We start from the raw sequence: 17,716 nt of genomic DNA, 5'->3' as shown, positions 1-17,716 counted from the left end.
GCGAGATGTCCATCCCCGCGAGCCGCCGCGGTCGCCTGCTCACCACACCAACTGATCCCGAAACGGACTTCTGCGTCCGGTGCGCCGGGCGCAGAAGTCCGATTGGGCAACAGTCGCGGGTCAGCGGCGGTCGGCACGGCCGCGCACGAAGCCGGCCGGGTCGTCGAGCAGGTCGGCGAAGGCCAGCTCGGCGGCGCCCACGAGCATCAGATGCGAGCCCAGGCTGGCCCGCTCGATGGCCACGGTGTGGCCGATGCTGCTCATGGAGCGCACGATCATCGCCGCGGTCAGCTGTTCCCGGCCCACCGAGAGCAGCGAGCCGAGGAACCCGCCGAGCACCACCATCTCGGGGTCGAACAGGTTCACGAAGTTGGAGATCGCCTCGGAGAGCAGCTCGATCTGCCGGCGCACTTCGGCCAGCACGGCCGGGTCGCGGGAGACGCCGAGCGCGATGTCGAGGTCGTCCAGGTCGGCGCGCGGCAGCTTCAGCACCGCGAGAAGCCTGGCCATGCTCACCTCGGTCTCCAGGCAGCCGATCCGGCCGCAGTGGCAGCGCACCCCCGCGCTGTTCACCAGGGTGTGGCCCAGCTCCCCCGCGTAGCCGCTGGTGCCGCGGAGCGGTGTGCCGCCGATGATCAGGCCGCCGCCGATTCCGCTGGCGCTGCCGTTGAGGTAGACCAGGTCGTTGATGCCGCGGGCCGCGCCGAACATGCTCTCGGCGATCGCGCCAAGGCTGGCATCGTTGCCGGCGAAGACCGGGTAGTCCAGCACCCGGGCCAGATCGCGGGCCAGGTTGACGTCGCGCCAGCCCAGGTGCGGGGCGATCAGCACCCGGCCGTCCGCGGAGTTCACCAGCGCCGGCACCGCCACGCCGACCCCGGCGATGCTGTAGCTCTGGTCGATCTCACCGCGCATGCCGTCGACGATGGCCTTGACCGCGTTGATGGCCTCGGCCACGGTGGGCACCCGGGTGGTGTCGAAACGGATGCGCCGGATCACCTCACCGCCGAGTCCCACCAGTCCCACCGTGATGGCGTCGACATCGGGGTTGACCGCGATCGCGGCCAGCCCCGGGTTCGGCACCACCTGCGGGCTGGGCCGGCCCACCCGGCCCACCACGCTCTCCGGTTCCACCTCGAACGCCATGCCCAGGTCGACGAGTTCGGCCACCAGGGCCGCGATCGTCGACCGGTTCAGTCCGGTGCGCTTGGTGAGCTCGGCTCGGGAGCAGCCACCGGCGTGGTGCAGCATCGTCATGACCATCGACAGGTTGTACCGCCGGAGCTGGTCGTTGCTGGTGCCGCCCCGAACACCCAGGGTGGGTGACGCTTGGCTCACGGGTGGGTCACGGTCCTTTCGGGTGCGGGCCCGACAGAGGACCGCCGGGTGGCGTCAGTGCTATCGTCCTCCGGCGCGCCGCTTGTTGAAGATATCAAACGCGACGGCCAGCAGCAGCACCAGGCCCTTGATTGTCATCTGCCAGGCGGCATCCACCGAGAGAATCGACAGGCCCATGTTGAGCACGCCCATCACCAGACCACCGACCACGGCACCGACCACGGTGCCCACGCCGCCCTGCACGGCCGCACCACCGATGAAGACGGCGGCGATGGCGTCGAGCTCGTAGTTCTGACCCGCCGAGGCGACGGCGCCGCCGGCTCGCGCGGTCGAGACCACACCGGCCAGGCCGGCTAGCACGCCCATGTTCACGAAGATGTAGAAGTTGACCCACTTGGTCTTCACCCCGCTCATCACGGCGGCGAAGAGGTTGCCGCCCATGGCGTAGACGTGGCGGCCGAACACCGTGCGGTTGAGCACGAAGTTGTAGATCAGGATCAGGGCGGCGAGCACGATCAGGATGATCGGGGTGCCGCTGTAGTCGCTGAGCAACCAGGCGAACCAGACGATCGCGATGGCGGCGATGCCGTTCTTGGTCCACATCGAGGCGAGCGGTTCGCGCGGCAGGTCCAGCCGGGCCAGGGTGGCGCGGGTGCGCAGCTGGAAGACGATCAGGGCCACGGCGGTGAGGATGCCCAGCGCCAGGGTGAGCACGTCGCGCCCGGCCAGTTCGCCCAGGTACGACGGCAGCCAGCCGGCGCCGATCGCGGTGAACTCGGCGGGCAGGCCGCTGATGGTTCCGCCGGTGAGCAGCACCAGGGTGAGGCCGCGGAAGATGAGCATGCCCGCCAGGGTGACGATGAACGCCGGGATGCCGACGAACGCCACCCAGTAGCCCTGCCAGGCGCCGACCAGGGCGCCGACCAGCAGCGACACGAGGACCGCGCCCCACCAGGGCAGGCCCCAGTTGTTCATGCTGATCGCCGCGACAGCGCCGACCATGGCCACGACAGAGCCGACGGACAGGTCGATGTGGCCGGCGATGATCACGATGACCATGCCGATCGCGAGGATCAGCACGTAAGCGTTCTGCTGGATGAGGTTGTTCACGTTGCCGGGCAGCAACAGGCGCCCGTCGGTGAGGATCTGGAACAGGATGACGATCACGGCCAGGGCGGCGACGATGCCGTACTGGCGGAGGTTGATCGAGAGCTTGGGCATCCGGCGCTTGACGGGTGGTTCTGTGGGCGCCTTGCTCGCTGGCGTGGTGGTGGTCATCGCGCTCAGTCCTTTCCTGCGGTCATGTAGTGCATGAGTGTTTCCTGCGACGCGTCGGCCTTGGCGACCTCGCCGGTGAGTTTTCCTTCCGAGATCGCGTAGATGCGATCACAGATGCCGATCAGCTCGGGCAGTTCGGAGGAGATCACAATGACCGCCTTGCCCTGCGCCGCGAGCTCGTTGATGATTCCGTAGATCTCGTACTTGGCACCCACGTCGATGCCGCGGGTCGGCTCGTCCAGGATCAACACGTCGGGGCCGGAGAAGATCCACTTCGACAGCACCACCTTCTGCTGGTTACCGCCGGAGAGCTTGCCGGTGATCGAGGTGACCGAGGGCGCCTTGATGTTCATCTTCTGCCGGTAGGAGTCGGCGACCTTGTACTCGCGGTGTTTGTCGATCACGCCGTACTTGGCCAGCTTGGCCAGGGCGGCCGCGGACACGTTGACGGTGATGTCGCCGATCAGGTTGAGGCCGTAGCGTTTGCGGTCCTCGGTGGCGTACGCGAAGCCGTGCTCGATGGCCTCCCCCACGGTGCGCATTTGGATCTCGGTGCCGTCTTTGAAGACCTGCCCGGAGATGTTGGTGCCGTAGGAGCGGCCGAAGATGCTCATCGCCAATTCGGTGCGGCCGGCACCCATCAGCCCGGCGAAGCCGACGATCTCGCCGGCGTTGACGGTGAAGGAGGCACCGTCGACGACCTTGCGGGCCACGTCGACGGGGTGGTGCACTGTCCAGTTCTCCACCCTGAGCACCTCGGCGCCCACGGCGGGCTCCCGCGGCGGGAACAGGTTGTTCAGGTCCCGGCCGACCATGGCGCGGATGATGTGAGCCTCCGTGGCATCCGGCCCGGCCATGTCGATGGTCTCGATGGTCTTGCCGTCCCGGATCACCGTGACGGTGTCGGCGATGCGTTTGATCTCCTTGAGCTTGTGGGAAATGATGATGCAGGTGATGCCCTGGCCGCGCAGGTGGTCGATCAGGCCCAGCAGATGCGTGGAGTCCTCGTCGTTCAGGGCCGCGGTGGGCTCGTCGAGGATGAGCAGTTTGACCCGCTTGGAGAGCGCCTTGGCGATCTCCACGAGCTGCTGCTTGCCCACGCCGAGCTCGAGGATCTTGGTGGCCGGGTTCTCGTCCAGGCCCACGCGGGCCAGCAGCAGGGCGGCCTCACGGTTGGTCTTGTTCCAGTCGATCACCCCGCGGGTGGCGTTCTCGTTGCCGAGGAAGATGTTCTCCGCGATCGACAGGTACGGGCTCAGTGCCAGCTCCTGGTGGATGATGACGATGCCGTCGTGCTCGCTGTCGTTGATGGTCTTGTAGGCCACCTCGTGGTCCTCGAACTCGATGCTGCCGTCGAAGCTGCCGGCCGGGTACACCCCGCTGAGGACCTTCATCAGCGTGGACTTGCCGGCGCCGTTCTCCCCGCAGATGCCGTGCACCTGCCCCCTCGTGACCTCGAGGGAAACACCGTCGAGGGCCTTCACCCCATTGAAGTCCTTCACGATGTTGTTCATCCTGAGGATGATCGAATGCTCCACTGCGCTCTCCTGTTTGCTGATGGGCCGGGCACCCGGTTTCCCGGGTGCCCGGCTAGGAGGTCGGCCTGCTCGGAACGAACAGGCCGGCCAGGGTCGGCTGGTTAGAGGCCGACATCCGATGCCTTGATGAAGCCGGAGTCGACGAGCTTGGTCTGCACATCGTCCTTGACGACGACCTCGGGGTCGAGCAGGAACGACGGCACGACCTTCTCGCCGTTGTCGTAGGTCTCGGTGTCGTTGACGGTGACCTCGTCGCCGGCCACGATCTGCTCGATCATGGTGAACACCTGCTCGCCGAGCGTGCGGGTGTCCTTCCAGACCGTCATGGACTGCTCGCCGTCGAGGATCGCCTTGACGTTGGCCTTGTCGGCATCCTGTCCGGTGATCAGCGGGTAGTCGGCGCCAGGTGCGTAGCCGGCCGACTTCAACGAGGCGATGATGCCGATGGCCAGGCTGTCGTTCGGGGAGAGCACCACGTCGACCTTGTCGCCGCCGGTGTAGAACGACGACAGGCGGTTGTCCATTTCGGACTGCGCCTTGTCGCTGGCCCAGCCCTGGATGCCGATCGAGGCCCAGTCGTCGTTGGAGGCGGGTGACTGGCCGCTCGGAACGACGAGGACGCCGCTCTCCACGTAGGGCAGCAGAACGTCCCAGGCGCCGGAGAAGAAGAACTTGGCGTTGTTGTCGTCGGGGCTGCCGGCGAACGGTTCGATCGAGATCGGCCCGGTCGCGTTGGCCAGGTCGAGCTGGGTCTCCAGGAACTGGCCCTGCAGCTGGCCGACCTTGTAGTTGTCGAAGGTCGCGTAGTAGTCGACGTCAGGGGTGCCGTTGATCAGGCGGTCGTAGGCGATGACGGTGGCGTCCTGCTTCTTGGCCTCGGCGAGCACCGGCGCGAGCACCTGGCCGTCGACGGCGGCCACAACGAGGATCTTCGATCCGCCGGCGACCTGGTTCTGGATCTGGCTGATCTGCTGGTCGGTCTTGTTGTCGGCGTACTGCAGGTCGACGGTGCAGTCGGCCTCTTCGAGCAGCGCCTTGAGCTGCTCACCGTCGTTGATCCAGCGTTCCAGGCTGCGGGTCGGCATCGAGATGCCGACGTTGCACTCGGTGCCGCCGGCGGCTGCATCGCCGCCTCCGGTGGATTCACCGTCGCTGGCGCAGGACGCGAGCGACAGGGCGAAGATGCCTGTGGCCGCGAGGGCGAGAATTTTCTTGGTCTTGGACATAGTTGGAGCTTTCCTCTCTGAGAGCTGCCAGTCACCGCAGTCACCGGTATGCCGGTGGACTGCCAGAGGAGGAAATCTTGTCGCCCGTTCCCCCAGCACTGGGCGAACGCGTGTCAGGGTTACCTCCTTGTAACGGGACATCGCTGTGATTGACCCACCGCGCAAATGCGGCCTTTGTTGACGGACAGAACTTATCTCGTACCTTCTCGGTTTGCCTAGGGGCAAAACCGGAAATGCCCCTGTTTGGGGGGTTGGACTGATGGCGCGCCCCCTCGAGGGCTTCATTTGCGACGGGAATCGTCGAAACCGTTCGACAGGGTCAGTGTCGGGTGGAGGCGCACAAACCGATTTCCGGCGAATATGTTGTGGCCGGGGGTTTTCCCGCGGCCCGTGCGGGCAACTGTACGGATGGGCCGCGGGTGTGTAATATGTTGGCAATAGCAACAAATCGCCAATGAAGCTGAATCGGAGCACAGTAATGTCACTCACCCCCACCCCCGCCGACAAGTTCTCATTCGGCCTGTGGACCATCGGATACAACGGGTCTGACCCGTTCGGCGGACCCACTCGCCCGCAGCTGGACACCGTCGAAGCCGTCACCCGCCTCGCTCAGCTCGGCGCATACGGCCTCACTTTCCACGACGACGATCTCTTCGCCTTCGGCTCCACGGATGCCGCCCGCCAGAAGGAGATCGACCGTCTCAAGCAGGTCCTCGCCGACACCGGCATGATCGTGCCGATGATCACCACCAACCTGTTCAGCGCCCCGGTTTTCAAGGACGGCGGCTTCACCTCGAACGACCGCGCCGTGCGCCGGTTCGCCCTGCGCAAGGTCATGCGCAACCTCGACCTCGCCGCTGAGCTCGGCGCCAAGACCTTCGTGATGTGGGGCGGCCGTGAGGGCGCAGAGTACGACGCCGCCAAGGACATCCGCGCCGCCCTCGACCGCTACCGCGAGGCCGTCAACCTGCTCGGCGACTACGTCACCGACAAGGGTTACGACATCCGCTTCGCCATCGAGCCCAAGCCCAACGAACCGCGCGGCGACATCCTGCTGCCCACGGTCGGCCACGCCATGGCGTTCATCACCACCCTCGAGCGCCCCGAACTCGTCGGCGTCAACCCCGAGGTCGGTCACGAGCAGATGGCCGGGCTGAACTTCACCGCCGGCATCGCCCAGGCGCTCTACCAGGGCAAGCTGTTCCACATCGACCTCAACGGTCAGCGCGGCATCAAGTACGACCAGGACCTGGTCTTCGGCCACGGCGACCTGCAGAACGCGTTCTCGCTGGTGGACCTGCTCGAAAACGGCGGCCCGAACGGTGGCCCGTCCTACGACGGCCCGCGTCACTTCGACTACAAGCCGAGCCGCACCGAGGACATCAGCGGTGTCTGGGACTCCGCCGCCGCGAACATGCGCACCTACCTGCTGCTCAAGGAGCGTGCCGCGGCCTTCCGCGCCGACCCCGAGGTGCAGGAGCAGCTGGCCGCATCGCGCGTGCCGGAACTGTCGCAGACCACTCTGTCCGACGGCGAGAGCTACGACGACTTCCTCGCCGACAAGAGCGCCTACGAGGACTTCGCTCCGGAGGAGTACTTCGGCGGCAAGGGCTTCGGCTTCGTTCGCCTGCAGCAGCTGGCCCTCGAGCACCTGCTCGGCGCCCGCTAACCAGCAGGTTCGTTCGACCGTTCCACCCGCACCATCTGCCCCGGCCGGGTTCTCCCGGCCGGGGCTTTCCCGCATCCCCCACCCGCGAACCGTGAGGTAAGCACCTTCGCGCGAGTTGTGGGTGCTTTTCTCTCAGTTCGCGAGGATGGTGTCCAGCTCGGCCCAGACCGCATCCGGCACGTCGATCGCGGCGTGGGCGACGGCCTCGTCGAAGCGCTCCCTCGTGCGCACGCCCAGCACCGTCGTGTCGACAAGCGGATGCCGCAGGCTGAATTGCACCGCGAGCGCGGCCAGCGGGATACCGGCGTCGGCCGCGATGCGGGTGGCGGCGTCCACGGCCGCCTGGGTCTCCGGCCGGATCGGGCCGTAGGCGTAGGTGCCGGCGAACCGGGGGTCGCCGGTGAGGATCCCGGCGCCGAACGGGGCCGCGTTCTCCACGATCATGCCCCGGTCCCTGGCCGCCTGGTACAGGCCCAGCGCCGAGCGGTCCACCAGGGTGAAGCGGTTGTGATTGATCAGGACGTCGAAGAGGCCGGTGTCCACGAAACGGCGCATCATCGCGACAGGTCCGCCCGAGATGCCGATGTACCGGGCCACGCCGCGGTCGCGCATGGCGACGAGCGCGTCCACGGCACCGCCGGGCTGCATGACGCTCTCGAAGCCGACGTTTTCGGGATCGTGCAGGAAGAGGACGTCGACGGATTCGAGGCCGAGCCGGTCGAGCGACTGCTGCAGGGATCTCTCCATCTGCGCGGCGGAGAAGTCGTTGCGCGCCACGTCGCGGTCGAGCTTGGTCTGCACGACCAGTCCCGGTCCGACAGTGCCGGCCAGCGCCTTGCCGATGACCCCTTCGGAGTGTGAGTCGCCGTAGATGTTGGAGGTGTCGATGACGTTCGTCCTGAGCCGGCCGGCCGCCCAGGACGCGGCCAGGGCATCCGTGGCGCTGTTCTCGTCAGCGCTTCGCGGCGACCAGCCGGACGTGCCGAGGGTGAGAGGAGACAGGAGCAGCGCCTGCGAGCCGGTGGGCCGGGGATCAAGGGAAACCATGAGGCGAGGCTAGTCCGTTTCCGCCGAGGCGCGTGGAGGGGGAACCCGCTGACGATCAGGGGATCGGCATGCGGTACCGTGTCGAGAACCGGGCGTTCGGGCGGGAAAGGGGTCGCCCTCGTCCCGGCTTTCGTCGCTTTCCACAGAGGATCGATCCCATGAAATTCGTTCTGGCCCCCGACTCGTTCAAGGAATCGATGACCGCGCCCGAGGCCGTCGCCGCCATGCGACGCGGTGTGCTGTCGGTGTTTCCCGACGCCGACTGCGTGGCCGCACCGATGGCCGACGGCGGGGAAGGCACCACGGAGGCCGCCACCGACGCCCTCAACGGCGTGCTCCTCAGCGCCCCGGTGCACGACGCCCTCGGACGTCCCGTTCAGGCCCGGTACGGGTTTGTCGGCTCCACGCACCTCGCCATCATCGAAATCGCGGCCGCCGCCGGGATCGACCTGGTTGCCGTCGCCGATCGGGACCCGAAGATCACCAGCTCCTACGGGGTCGGCGAGTTGATCCGCCACGCCCTGGACCGTGGTGCGACGCGGTTCATCGTGGGTCTGGGCGGCTCGGTGACCAACGACGGTGGCGCCGGGATGCTCGAGGCCCTCGGGGCCCGCCTGCTCGACGAGGCCGGTGCGGACCTGCCGCGCGGCGGTGCGGCCCTGGCACGGCTGCACCGGATCGACCTGTCCGCCGTCGACCCGCGGCTGGCCGGCAGCACGTTCCAGATCGCCAGCGACGTCACGAATCCGCTGCTCGGAGCCGCCGGCGCCAGCGCCGTCTTCGGCCCGCAGAAGGGCGCCGACCCCGCCACCGTGCACCAGCTCGACGCCGCGCTGGGCGTGTACGCCACCGCGATCGCCGCCCTGACCGGCACGGATGTGTCCGCCCAGCCCGGCGCCGGAGCCGCCGGTGGACTCGGGGCCGCCTTTCTGGCGTTCTTCCCGGCCGAGCTGCGCCGCGGTGTGGATGTCGTGATGGATGCCGTGCGCCTGGCCGACCGGATCGCCGGGGCCGATTTCGTGTTCACCGGCGAGGGCAGCCTCGACGCTCAAACCCTGAGCGGAAAGACCCCGCTGGGTGTTGCGGAGGCCGCCGGCGTGCACGGCGTCCCGGTCGTCGCCTTCGCGGGCCGGATCGGCCCCGGCGCCGAGGTGCTCTACGACCACGGCTTCGCCGCCCTGGTGCCCATCGTGCCGGGTGTCTCCGACCTGCCCAGCGCCCTCGCCGATGGCGCGGCGAATCTGGAGCGCGCGGTCGCCACTGTCTGCCGGCTGCTCACCCTGTCCTGAGGTTGCCGCCCACCCGCTGCGGGCGGCACGGAGCGCCTGGCGTGATGCCGCGGGGGCCCGCAAGCGTTTGAACATCCCCGCCAGACCGAATATGTTTAGACCCAGAACATTTTATGTGTGAGCCCCCGGGCGACGGCGAGGACGCCGCCGACCCACCGCGGATTTTTGAGGTTTGGAGTGCGCCATGGCGCTGGTTGCCGGAGTCGACTCGTCGACACAGAGTTGCAAGATTGTGGTGCGGGATGCCGAGACGGGCGCATTGGTGCGCACCGGCAAGGCGAGTCATCCCGTGGGCACCGAGGTCGATCCGGCCGCCTGGTGGGATGCCCTGCTGGCCGCCGTCGAGAAGGCCGGCGGTCTCGACGACGTCGCCGCCGTGTCGGTGGCCGCGCAGCAGCACGGCATGGTCGTCCTCGATGAGGACGGCCGCGTCATCCGCCCGGCCCTGCTCTGGAACGACACCCGCAGCGCGCAGGCCGCCGCCGACCTGATCGATGAGGTCGGCGCCGCCGAGTACGCCCGCCGCACCGGCCTCGTGCCGGTGGCCTCGTTCACCGTCACCAAACTGCGCTGGCTGCGGGATGCCGAACCGGCCAACGCCGCCAGGGTCGCCGCCGTCGCCCTCCCGCACGACTGGCTCAGCTGGCGGCTGCGCGGTTACGGCCCGGCCGGTGAGAGCGAGCTCGGCCCGGTGCTGACCGCGCTGACCACCGACCGGTCGGATGCCAGCGGCACCGGCTACTTCTCGGCCGCCCTCGATGACTACGACCGTGAGCTGCTCGTGCGCGGGCTCGGCCACGACGCCGTGCTCCCCCGGGTGCTCGGTCCGGGCGAGACCGCGGGCACCACGGTGGCCCTGCCCGGGGTTCCCGCCGGTCTCGTCGTGGGTGTGGGAGCCGGCGACAACGCCGGCGCCGCCCTGGGCCTGGGCGCTGCGGCCGGCGACGTGATCGTGTCGATCGGCACCAGCGGCACGGTCTTCGCCGTCACCGCGGTGCCCAGCGAGGATGCCTCCGGCGCCGTCGCCGGGTTCGCCGACGCCAGCGGGCTGCACCTGCCGCTGATCGCCACGCTCAACGCCGCCCGCATCCTGGACTCGATCGCCGGCTTGCTCGGCGTCGACCACCACGAACTGGGCCGGCTCGCGCTGGAGGCCGAGCCCGGCGCGCAGGGCCTGGTCCTGCAGCCGTACTTCGAGGGTGAACGCACCCCCAACCTGCCCGACGCCACGGCCTCCCTGTTCGGGATGACCCTGACCTCGACCACCCGGCCGAACCTGGCCAGGGCCGCGATCGAGGGGCTGCTGTGCGGCCTCGCCGACGGGCTGGACGCCGTGCGCGCGCAGGGAGTCAGCGTCGAACGCATCCTGCTGATCGGCGGAGCGGCGCAGAACCCGGCCGTGCAGTTCATCGCCGCGCAGGTGTTCGATGCACCGGTGGCCGTGCCCACCCCCGGCGAGTACGTCGCCGACGGCGGTGCCGCCCAGGCGGCCTGGTCGCTCACGGGCACCCGCCCGGCCTGGTCGGTGGCGGTCGAGGCGCACCCCACGCCGGACTTCCGCCCGGTCATCCGAGCCCAGTACGCCGCGCACCGCGCCTAGCGCCGCACCCCGCTCTCGCGAGGTGGGCCGAGGGCGGGGTACGGCTAGCTGGTGGGGATCCAGACGCGCATGCCCCCGGGTGCGCGGTTGCCCCACCGGTAGTACGGCACCGCGGTCACGGTGATGGCATCGCCGCCGGGAGTCCGGGCGCCAGAGGCCACCGGGTAGAGCTCCCCCGGGTCCGGCGCCCGCCGCGCCCCGGTGATCCGCACCAGCGGCACGCCCAGATCCGCGTCGACCGGGCCCAGCTCGGCGGCAGCGGCGGCATCCACGACGAAGTCCTCGAGCACCAGCGACCCGGGCAGGTCGGCCTGTTCGAGCGCGTAGACCAGCGGCCCGCGCGTCACCACGACGCAGCCGCGCACCGCATCCACCTGCGGATGTGCCCGCCGCAGCCGCACGGGCATGTCCAGCACCAGCTCGATCGAGCGGATGCCGGCCCCCGGCACCCGCAGGTAGCCGGCCGACACCGTCGCGGCAGCCGCCTCCCCGTTCACGGTCAGCCGCCAGGACTCCGCCCAGGCGGGCACCCGCAGCGCCACCTCGCCGCCGGTGAACGGCGCGTCGAACTCGATCGTCACGACACCGTCGACCGGGTAGCCCGTGCGGATCCGGGCCACGGTGGCCGCCCCGCCGACCCCGCCGAGGTCGATGGTGCCGGTTTCGTAGAGGTGCAGCTGCAGGGAGCCCGCGGCCGTCGTCGCCGCGTAGTGCTGCAGCGACGAGACCAGTCGGGCCAGGTTGGGCGGGCAGCAGGCGCAGTCGTACCAGCCCACCCGGCGGGCCGGAGCCTGCTCGTGTGCGCCGTCCCGGTGGGTGCGCACCTGCAGCGGGTTGGAGTAGAAGAACGCGGTGCCGTCACTCGTGGTCGACCCGGCGACGGCGTTGTACAGCGCGCGTTCGATCTCGTCGGCGAACCGGCCCTCGCCGGTGAGCAGCAGCATCCGCCAGTTGAACTGCACACTGGCGATCGCGGCGCAGGTTTCGGAGTATGCCCGATCCGGCGGCAGCTCGAACGGGTCGCCGAAGGCCTCGTCGCGGTGCCGGGAGCCGAGCCCGCCGGTGACGTACATCTTGCTTCGGTGCACATCGGACCAGATGCGTTCGAGGGCGGCGAGCAGCTCCGGGTCGCCGTTCTCGGCATAGACGTCGGCCACGCCGGCCGCCAGGTACAGCTGGCGCACCGAGTGCCCGGTGGCGCCGGGCACCGTGCGCACGGGTTCGTGGTCCTGGAAGTACCCGTAGCCGAACCGGTCCTCGCCCACGCTCCGGTGGCCGCGGAGGTCGATGAAGCGATGGGCGAGCTCGAGCCAGCGCCGCTGGCCGGTCACCCTGTACACCTCGACCAGGGCGGTCTCGATCTCCGGATGCCCGCAGACCGCGTCCACGCCGCCGGCGCCGAAGCGCTGGTCGACCAGGCCGGCGAACCGCAGCCCCACCTCGAGCAGGTCGGTGCGGGCGCGGGTGCGCTTCCACGCCACCCCGGCCTGCAGCAGGTGCCCGAGGCAGTACAGCTCGTGACCCCAACGCAGGTCGGCGAACTTCTCGTCGGGCTTGGCCACCTGGAAGAACGAGTCCAGGTAGCCGTCGTCCTGCTGCGCCGTCTGCAGCAACGCCACGGTGTCATCGACGAAGGAGTCGAACATCTCGGCGCCGCCACCGGCCCGCCCGGCCTCCCAGCCGATGGCCTCGAGCACCTTATAGACGTCGGAGTCGGCGAAGACGAAGCCGCGGAAGACCCCGCTCTCCAGGCCGGCCGCGATCCGCAGGTTGGCCAGCGCCCCCGACTCCTCGAGCTGCCGCACACAGTGCGCCAGGGTGGCGTCCCGGTTCACCCGCTGCCAGCTGGCGAGCTGCCCGGTTCCGGTGAGGCTCACCGCGTCGAGGGGCAGCGGGCGGAGGACGCTGTGTGCCCCGGCGAGCGGGCTGACGGGTCCGGTGATCGGCATGAGAACTCCTGTGGCTAGTGCGAAAGATACGGGTGGCTATTCCCAGGCCACGACCGGCCAGCCGTCGTCCCAGCGCAGCGGGATGAGGCCGAGTTGGAAGGCGCCGTCCAGGCCGGCGTCGTAGTAGTGGAACGCGAGGGTGCCGCCGGACACCGACTGGCCGCCGGGGCCGACCCGGTCCCCGTCGCCGGAGAGCAGCGGGGTGCCGCCGTCATCCAGCAGCGCGGCGCCGTTGGCGTCCAGGTACGGTCCGTCCACGGTCTCGGACCGTCCGACGGCGATGTTGTAGGTGCTGTCCACCCCGCGGCAGCAGAAGTCCCGCGAGAAGAACAGGTAATAGAAGCCGTCGTGCGCGAGCAGGAACGGCGCCTCGAGAGCGTTCACGGCCAGGTCACGGTCCGCGAGCAACACCGGGTCGGCGTCGTCGGCGCGCAGCCCGCTCGGCCAGTCGAGTTCGACGAGGTGCAATCCCGACGAGAACGAGCCGAAGCTGAGCCAGGGCGTCCCGTCGGCATCCTCGACCACCCCGGCGTCGATCGCGTTGTAGCCGGTGCCCACGGAGCTGATCACCTCGCCCCGGTCGACCCACTCGTAGTCGGCCGCATCCGGATCGAGGGTGCTGTTGGTCGCCAGCGCGATCACCGAGGAGTTCGTGCCGAACAGCGACGCCGAGTAGTAGAGGTACCAGGTGCCGTCGTGTTGGTAGAGCTCCGGCGCCCACAGGTTGTCCACCCCGGGCACCGCCTCCACCAGCCAGTCCGGCTTCTCCTGCCAGACCTCGCCGACGTATTCCCAATCCAGCCCGTCCATGGACCGGCGGATCTGGATGTTGCCGTCCGCGACCTGCCCGTTGCCGGTGGAGTACACGTACGACGCGTCGCCCTCGGCCCCGGCCACGTAGGCGGGGTCGTGGGTGGCGATGTCACCGCTGAGCTCGCGGGCGCCCTGTTCGGCCGAGCATCCGCTCAGCACGAACAGGACCACTGCGGCCAGGGTCAGGACGAACAGGCCCGCGGGCGTGCCCGCCTGACCCGCTCGTCCTAACCCAGCGCGATCGCCGACCATGACACGGGCGGCAGCGTCACGGTGAGCGTGCCGTCGGCGAGGACCGAACCGGCGAGGTCCTTCAGGCCCACCCGGTTCTGGTCGGCCAGAGTGTTCTTCGCGTACGGGTCGGCGTCGTGCAGGGTGACGGCTTCCGTGATGGCGGATGCGCCGAGCCCGGACACGTCGATGGCCACCTCGATCGACTCGGTCTGGCTGCGGTTCACCAGGAACACCGCGCTCGTGCCGGTCTCGGCGTCAGCGGTCACGACCGAGTCCACCAGCGGTGCGGCGCCGTACACGGCGGTGTCGTAGGTGTCGACGGTGATGCGGGGCGTGAGCACCTCGCCGCGGGCGAGCCTGGAGGTCACCGAGAACGGGAAGAACGTGCTCTGGCGCCAGGAGTCTCCGCCGGGTTCGGTCATGATCGGGGCGATCACGTTCACCAGCTGGGCCAGCGAGGCCGAGCCGACCCTGTCGTGGTTCTGCAGCAGGGTGATCAGCAGGTTGCCGAGCACGACGGCGTCCGCCACCGAGTAGACGTCCTCGAGCTGACGCGGCGCGAAACGCCACTCGTCGTTGACCTCCTCGGAGGCCTGGTGCTCCTCGAGGTACCAGATGTTCCACTCGTCGAAGGAGAGCTGGATGGTCTTCTTGCTGCGCAGCTTGTGCTTGACGTGGTCGGCGGTGGCCACGACGGTGTCGATGAAGTACTTCATCTCCAGCGACGACGCCAGGTAGGAGGCCAGGTCGCCGTTGCGTTCCTGGTAGTAGGCGTGGCAGGAGATGTAGTCGACCGACTCGTAGCTGTGCTCGAGCACGACCCGCTCCCACTCGCCGAAGGTGGGCATCGCCGAGCCGGAGGATCCGCAGACCACGAGCTCCAGCGACGGGTCGGCGGTCTTCATCGCCGAGGCGGTGCGGGCCGCGATCTTGCCGTAGTCGTCGGAGGACATGTGGCCGACCTGCCAGGGGCCGTCCATCTCGTTGCCGAGGCACCACATGCGAATGTCGTACGGTTCGGTCTTGCCGTTGGCGACGCGCTCGTCGGCCAGGGCGGTGCCGGCCTCACCGTTGGCATATTCGAGCAGGTCGAGCGCCGACTCGATGCCGCGGGTGCCGAGGTTCACGGCCATCATCAGTTCGGAGCCGGTCAGTTCACACCAGCGGCCGAACTCTTCCAGGCCCACCTGGTTGCTTTCCAGCGAGTGCCAGGCCAGGTCGCGGCGCACCGGGCGCCGGTCGCGGGGTCCGACGCCGTCTTCCCACTTGTAGCCGGAGACGAAGTTACCGCCGGGGTAGCGGATGGTGGTGGAGCCCAACTCCTTGACCAGGTCGACCACATCGAGGCGGAAACCGTCCTCGTTGGCGGTGGGGTGGCCGGGCTCGTAGATCCCGTCGTAGACGCAGCGGCCGAGGTGCTCCACGAAGGAGCCGAAGATGCGCCGGTTGATGGTGGCGACCACATTGGTGCGGTCGATACTGATTCGTGCGGTGGTCATGGAGATCGTGTCCTATCTGTGCAGCGTTGACGAGGTGGGGCGAAGTCGAGTGAAACGAGGAAAATCGGTGGGGTGAGCGGTTCAGGCCGGCGACGCACGCCGGCTGGGCGCGAGTGACAGGGCGCCGTCTTCGTTGCGCACCGCGCCGTGCGCGGGGTGCGCCGCGTCGAGGGCGGCGAGCCGGTGGTCGATGAGCCAGCCGGCCACGAACAGCGGCGCCGAGGCGCCGATCAGCGGCACCAGCACGCCGAACTGGAACAGGGCCAGCGTGAGCGCGCCGAGCGCCAGGATCAGCGAGAGGCTCAGCAGCGGGGACACGAACGGCAGCACAAACGCGTACCGCCAGATCGACCGGGCCGAGTCGCGGTAGCGGGTGCAGATGACGATCGCGGAGAACGCCGCCAGCAGGGTGCCGACCGAGACCACGACCAGCAGCACGAGCAGCACGGCGCTGACCGGGCTGCCGGCCACCGCAGTGGTCTGGAAAGCCACCAGGTCGAGGAACACCAGCACGGTGGCGAGCTGGAACGGGATCGCGACGACCGCGAGGTGCCAGAACTGGGCGCGGTAGGCGGTGATGAAGTCCCGCACCAGCCTGTCGCTGGGCTGGCCGGCGCGCAGCCGGCCGAGCAGGATCGCCGCGGCCGTGGCCGCCGGGAACACGCCCAGCACGATCAGGCCGGCGAGAGTACCCGCGATGAAGAGCAGGTTGATCATCACGAGCGCTATCGCGAACCGCAGCCAGTGCATCACCTTCCCGGCCCAGCCGATGGCGTAGTCGTCCATCTCAGGCGCCTCTCGTGCCGAACCAGGCCACCCCGTCGGCGGTGAGACCGCTGAAGGAGAGGGCGGGCCGGGCGTTCGCCCAGTCCCAGCTGGTGAAGACCACGGCGTCGAGTTCGGTGCCGGATGCGCCCCCGACCACCAGCCGCACGCGTTCGGTGCGCCCGTCGAAGAGCCGCTCGGGCGCATCCGCGGGAACCGGAACCGTGGGCGCTACGGCGACGGTGACCGGGTCGGCATTCACCAGCGCGGTCGACTCCGGAGCCAAACGCACCGCCCGCCACGGGCCTGCCAGGCTCACCGGCGCGGCCAGGCGCTCCGCGTCGGCGCCGGCGAACGGCTGCGGCGACACGACGGGCCAGCCCGCTTCGGTGAAGAAGGTGCGCCGCAGCTGCACAACGTGCTGGCTGGGGTCGTCGGCGAAGCGCACGTGGTGCACCATGAAGTACTCATCGGCGCCGCAGGCCGATGCTGTTGCATCGGCGCCTGCGCTCGTGCCCGGCAGGCCCGGCTCGATCAAGATCGAGTTGTGCCCGGGGGCGAGCCAGCCGGTGTCGTCGCCGAACCGGTGGCTGCCGAGCACCTTGGTGCCGATCAGGGCCGGATCGGCGTCGAGGTCGGTCATCGAGTGACCGAGCAGGTCGGTGTACGGGCCGGTGATCTCCTCGGCCACGGCCACCCGCACGTTGTAGCTGTCGAAGAGCGAGTCGTAGGAGGAGAACAGCACGTAGCGGTCTTCCTCAAGGCGGTAGACGATGAAGGCGCCTTCGATCGCCCGGTCCACCGACATCGGCCGGCGGGCGATGACGGTGCCCAGGTCGCCCGGCGTCTGTGGCCGGCCGGTCGCCGGGTTCAGCGGCAGCGTGTAGATGCCGGAGAAGAACGACCCGTAGGTCAGCCACGGGGTGCCGGACCTGTCGACGGTGACGGCCGCGTCGATCGCGTTCTGGCTGTCGGTTCCGGCGCGGGTGGCCACGACGATGCCGCGGTCCTCCCACGGTCCGGCCAGTCGGCTCGCCACGGCCAGGCCGATGGCGGACGTGCTCGAACCGAAGGTGGAGGCCGAGTAGTACATGTGCCACGTCACATCGGATGCGGCGTCGGTCGGGGTGCCGGCGGTCGGCCAGCGCACGACCTCCGGAGCCCAGAGCCCGGGCGCCTGGCTCCACTCGAAAGCGGGGCCGGGCACGCCGTCCAGGGCGGTGCCCACGAAGGACCAGTGCACGAGGTCGGTCGACCGGCGCACGTGCACGCCGGCCGCCACCGCATCGGCGCCGGCGGCGGCATCCGTGGAGAACATGTACCAGGTGCCGTCGGTGTCGCGCACGACGGTGGGGTCGTGGGCGTTACGGGTGCCCCAGTCGGCCGGGTCGCCCGCGGGCGCCGGGGTCAGGCTGCGCAGCGCCTGGCCGGGCCGCGCTCGGCCGGGCAGTGTCTGGTCGAGAACCGACAT

General features: G+C 69.3%; 13 protein-coding genes. 3 read left to right on the top strand and 10 right to left on the bottom strand.

Annotated elements, in window-relative coordinates; all coding sequences use genetic code 11:
• Window positions 1–120: 120 nt before the first annotated feature.
• The 4 genes from RCH12_RS01820 to chvE all read right to left on the bottom strand — a co-directional run bounded on the left by RCH12_RS01820 (window position 121) and on the right by chvE (window position 5,380).
• Window positions 121–1,338 carry an ROK family protein gene (locus RCH12_RS01820; RefSeq protein WP_327015867.1) on the bottom strand — a complete coding sequence of 406 codons (1,218 nt, stop codon included), beginning with the start codon at window positions 1,336–1,338 and terminating at the stop codon, window positions 121–123.
• 60 nt (window positions 1,339–1,398) lie between these two features.
• The gene (mmsB, locus tag RCH12_RS01815; protein WP_088455105.1) at window positions 1,399–2,616 is read right to left on the bottom strand and encodes a multiple monosaccharide ABC transporter permease; all 1,218 of its coding nucleotides are present in this window, start codon (window positions 2,614–2,616) and stop codon (window positions 1,399–1,401) included.
• Window positions 2,617–2,621: 5 nt separating this feature from the next.
• Entirely contained in the window at window positions 2,622–4,130 is a 1,509-nt protein-coding gene (mmsA, locus tag RCH12_RS01810; protein ID WP_103432815.1) for a multiple monosaccharide ABC transporter ATP-binding protein, read from the bottom strand.
• 125 nt (window positions 4,131–4,255) lie between these two features.
• The gene (chvE, locus tag RCH12_RS01805) at window positions 4,256–5,380 is read right to left on the bottom strand and encodes a multiple monosaccharide ABC transporter substrate-binding protein (protein WP_103432773.1); all 1,125 of its coding nucleotides are present in this window, start codon (window positions 5,378–5,380) and stop codon (window positions 4,256–4,258) included.
• Window positions 5,381–5,858: 478 nt separating this feature from the next.
• Between chvE and xylA the strand changes: the two genes are divergently transcribed.
• Window positions 5,859–7,049, top strand: a complete 1,191-nt coding sequence (gene xylA / locus RCH12_RS01800; RefSeq protein ID WP_088455103.1) for a xylose isomerase — start codon at window positions 5,859–5,861, stop codon at window positions 7,047–7,049.
• A gap of 132 nt (window positions 7,050–7,181) precedes the next feature.
• Here the strand turns inward: xylA and RCH12_RS01795 are convergent, their stop codons facing one another.
• A complete protein-coding gene (locus RCH12_RS01795) occupies window positions 7,182–8,096 on the bottom strand; it encodes an aldo/keto reductase (protein WP_327015866.1) in 915 nt (304 codons plus the stop codon).
• Window positions 8,097–8,254: 158 nt separating this feature from the next.
• Here RCH12_RS01795 and RCH12_RS01790 point away from each other — a divergent pair, with 158 nt between their 5' ends.
• Both RCH12_RS01790 and xylB read left to right on the top strand, forming a co-directional pair.
• Window positions 8,255–9,385 carry a glycerate kinase gene (locus RCH12_RS01790; protein ID WP_327015865.1) on the top strand — a complete coding sequence of 377 codons (1,131 nt, stop codon included), beginning with the start codon at window positions 8,255–8,257 and terminating at the stop codon, window positions 9,383–9,385.
• A gap of 184 nt (window positions 9,386–9,569) precedes the next feature.
• Complete coding sequence (xylB, locus tag RCH12_RS01785) at window positions 9,570–10,985, top strand: xylulokinase (RefSeq protein WP_103432776.1); 1,416 nt, start codon at window positions 9,570–9,572, stop codon at window positions 10,983–10,985.
• A 44-nt stretch (window positions 10,986–11,029) separates the two neighbouring features.
• Here xylB and RCH12_RS01780 read toward each other — a convergent pair whose 3' ends face one another.
• The 5 genes from RCH12_RS01780 to RCH12_RS01760 all read right to left on the bottom strand — a co-directional run bounded on the left by RCH12_RS01780 (window position 11,030) and on the right by RCH12_RS01760 (window position 17,716).
• Window positions 11,030–12,934: a glycoside hydrolase family 127 protein gene (locus RCH12_RS01780; RefSeq protein ID WP_327015864.1), complete on the bottom strand. Its 1,905-nt coding sequence runs from the start codon at window positions 12,932–12,934 to the stop codon at window positions 11,030–11,032.
• A gap of 36 nt (window positions 12,935–12,970) precedes the next feature.
• Entirely contained in the window at window positions 12,971–13,999 is a 1,029-nt protein-coding gene (locus RCH12_RS01775; protein ID WP_327015863.1) for an arabinan endo-1,5-alpha-L-arabinosidase, read from the bottom strand.
• Entirely contained in the window at window positions 13,975–15,480 is a 1,506-nt protein-coding gene (gene arfA / locus RCH12_RS01770) for an arabinosylfuranosidase ArfA (protein ID WP_103432779.1), read from the bottom strand. Before arfA ends, RCH12_RS01775 begins: the two co-directional genes overlap by 25 nt.
• Window positions 15,481–15,561: 81 nt before the next feature.
• Window positions 15,562–16,266, bottom strand: a complete 705-nt coding sequence (locus RCH12_RS01765; protein ID WP_327015862.1) for a YesL family protein — start codon at window positions 16,264–16,266, stop codon at window positions 15,562–15,564.
• A gap of 1 nt (window position 16,267) precedes the next feature.
• Window positions 16,268–17,716: an arabinan endo-1,5-alpha-L-arabinosidase gene (locus RCH12_RS01760; RefSeq protein ID WP_327015861.1), complete on the bottom strand. Its 1,449-nt coding sequence runs from the start codon at window positions 17,714–17,716 to the stop codon at window positions 16,268–16,270.

The organism is Cryobacterium sp. MP_3.1 (assembly GCF_035984795.1).
GTDB lineage: Bacteria > Actinomycetota > Actinomycetes > Actinomycetales > Microbacteriaceae > Cryobacterium > Cryobacterium zongtaii.
This window is presented reverse-complemented; position numbering and strand designations above follow the sequence as displayed.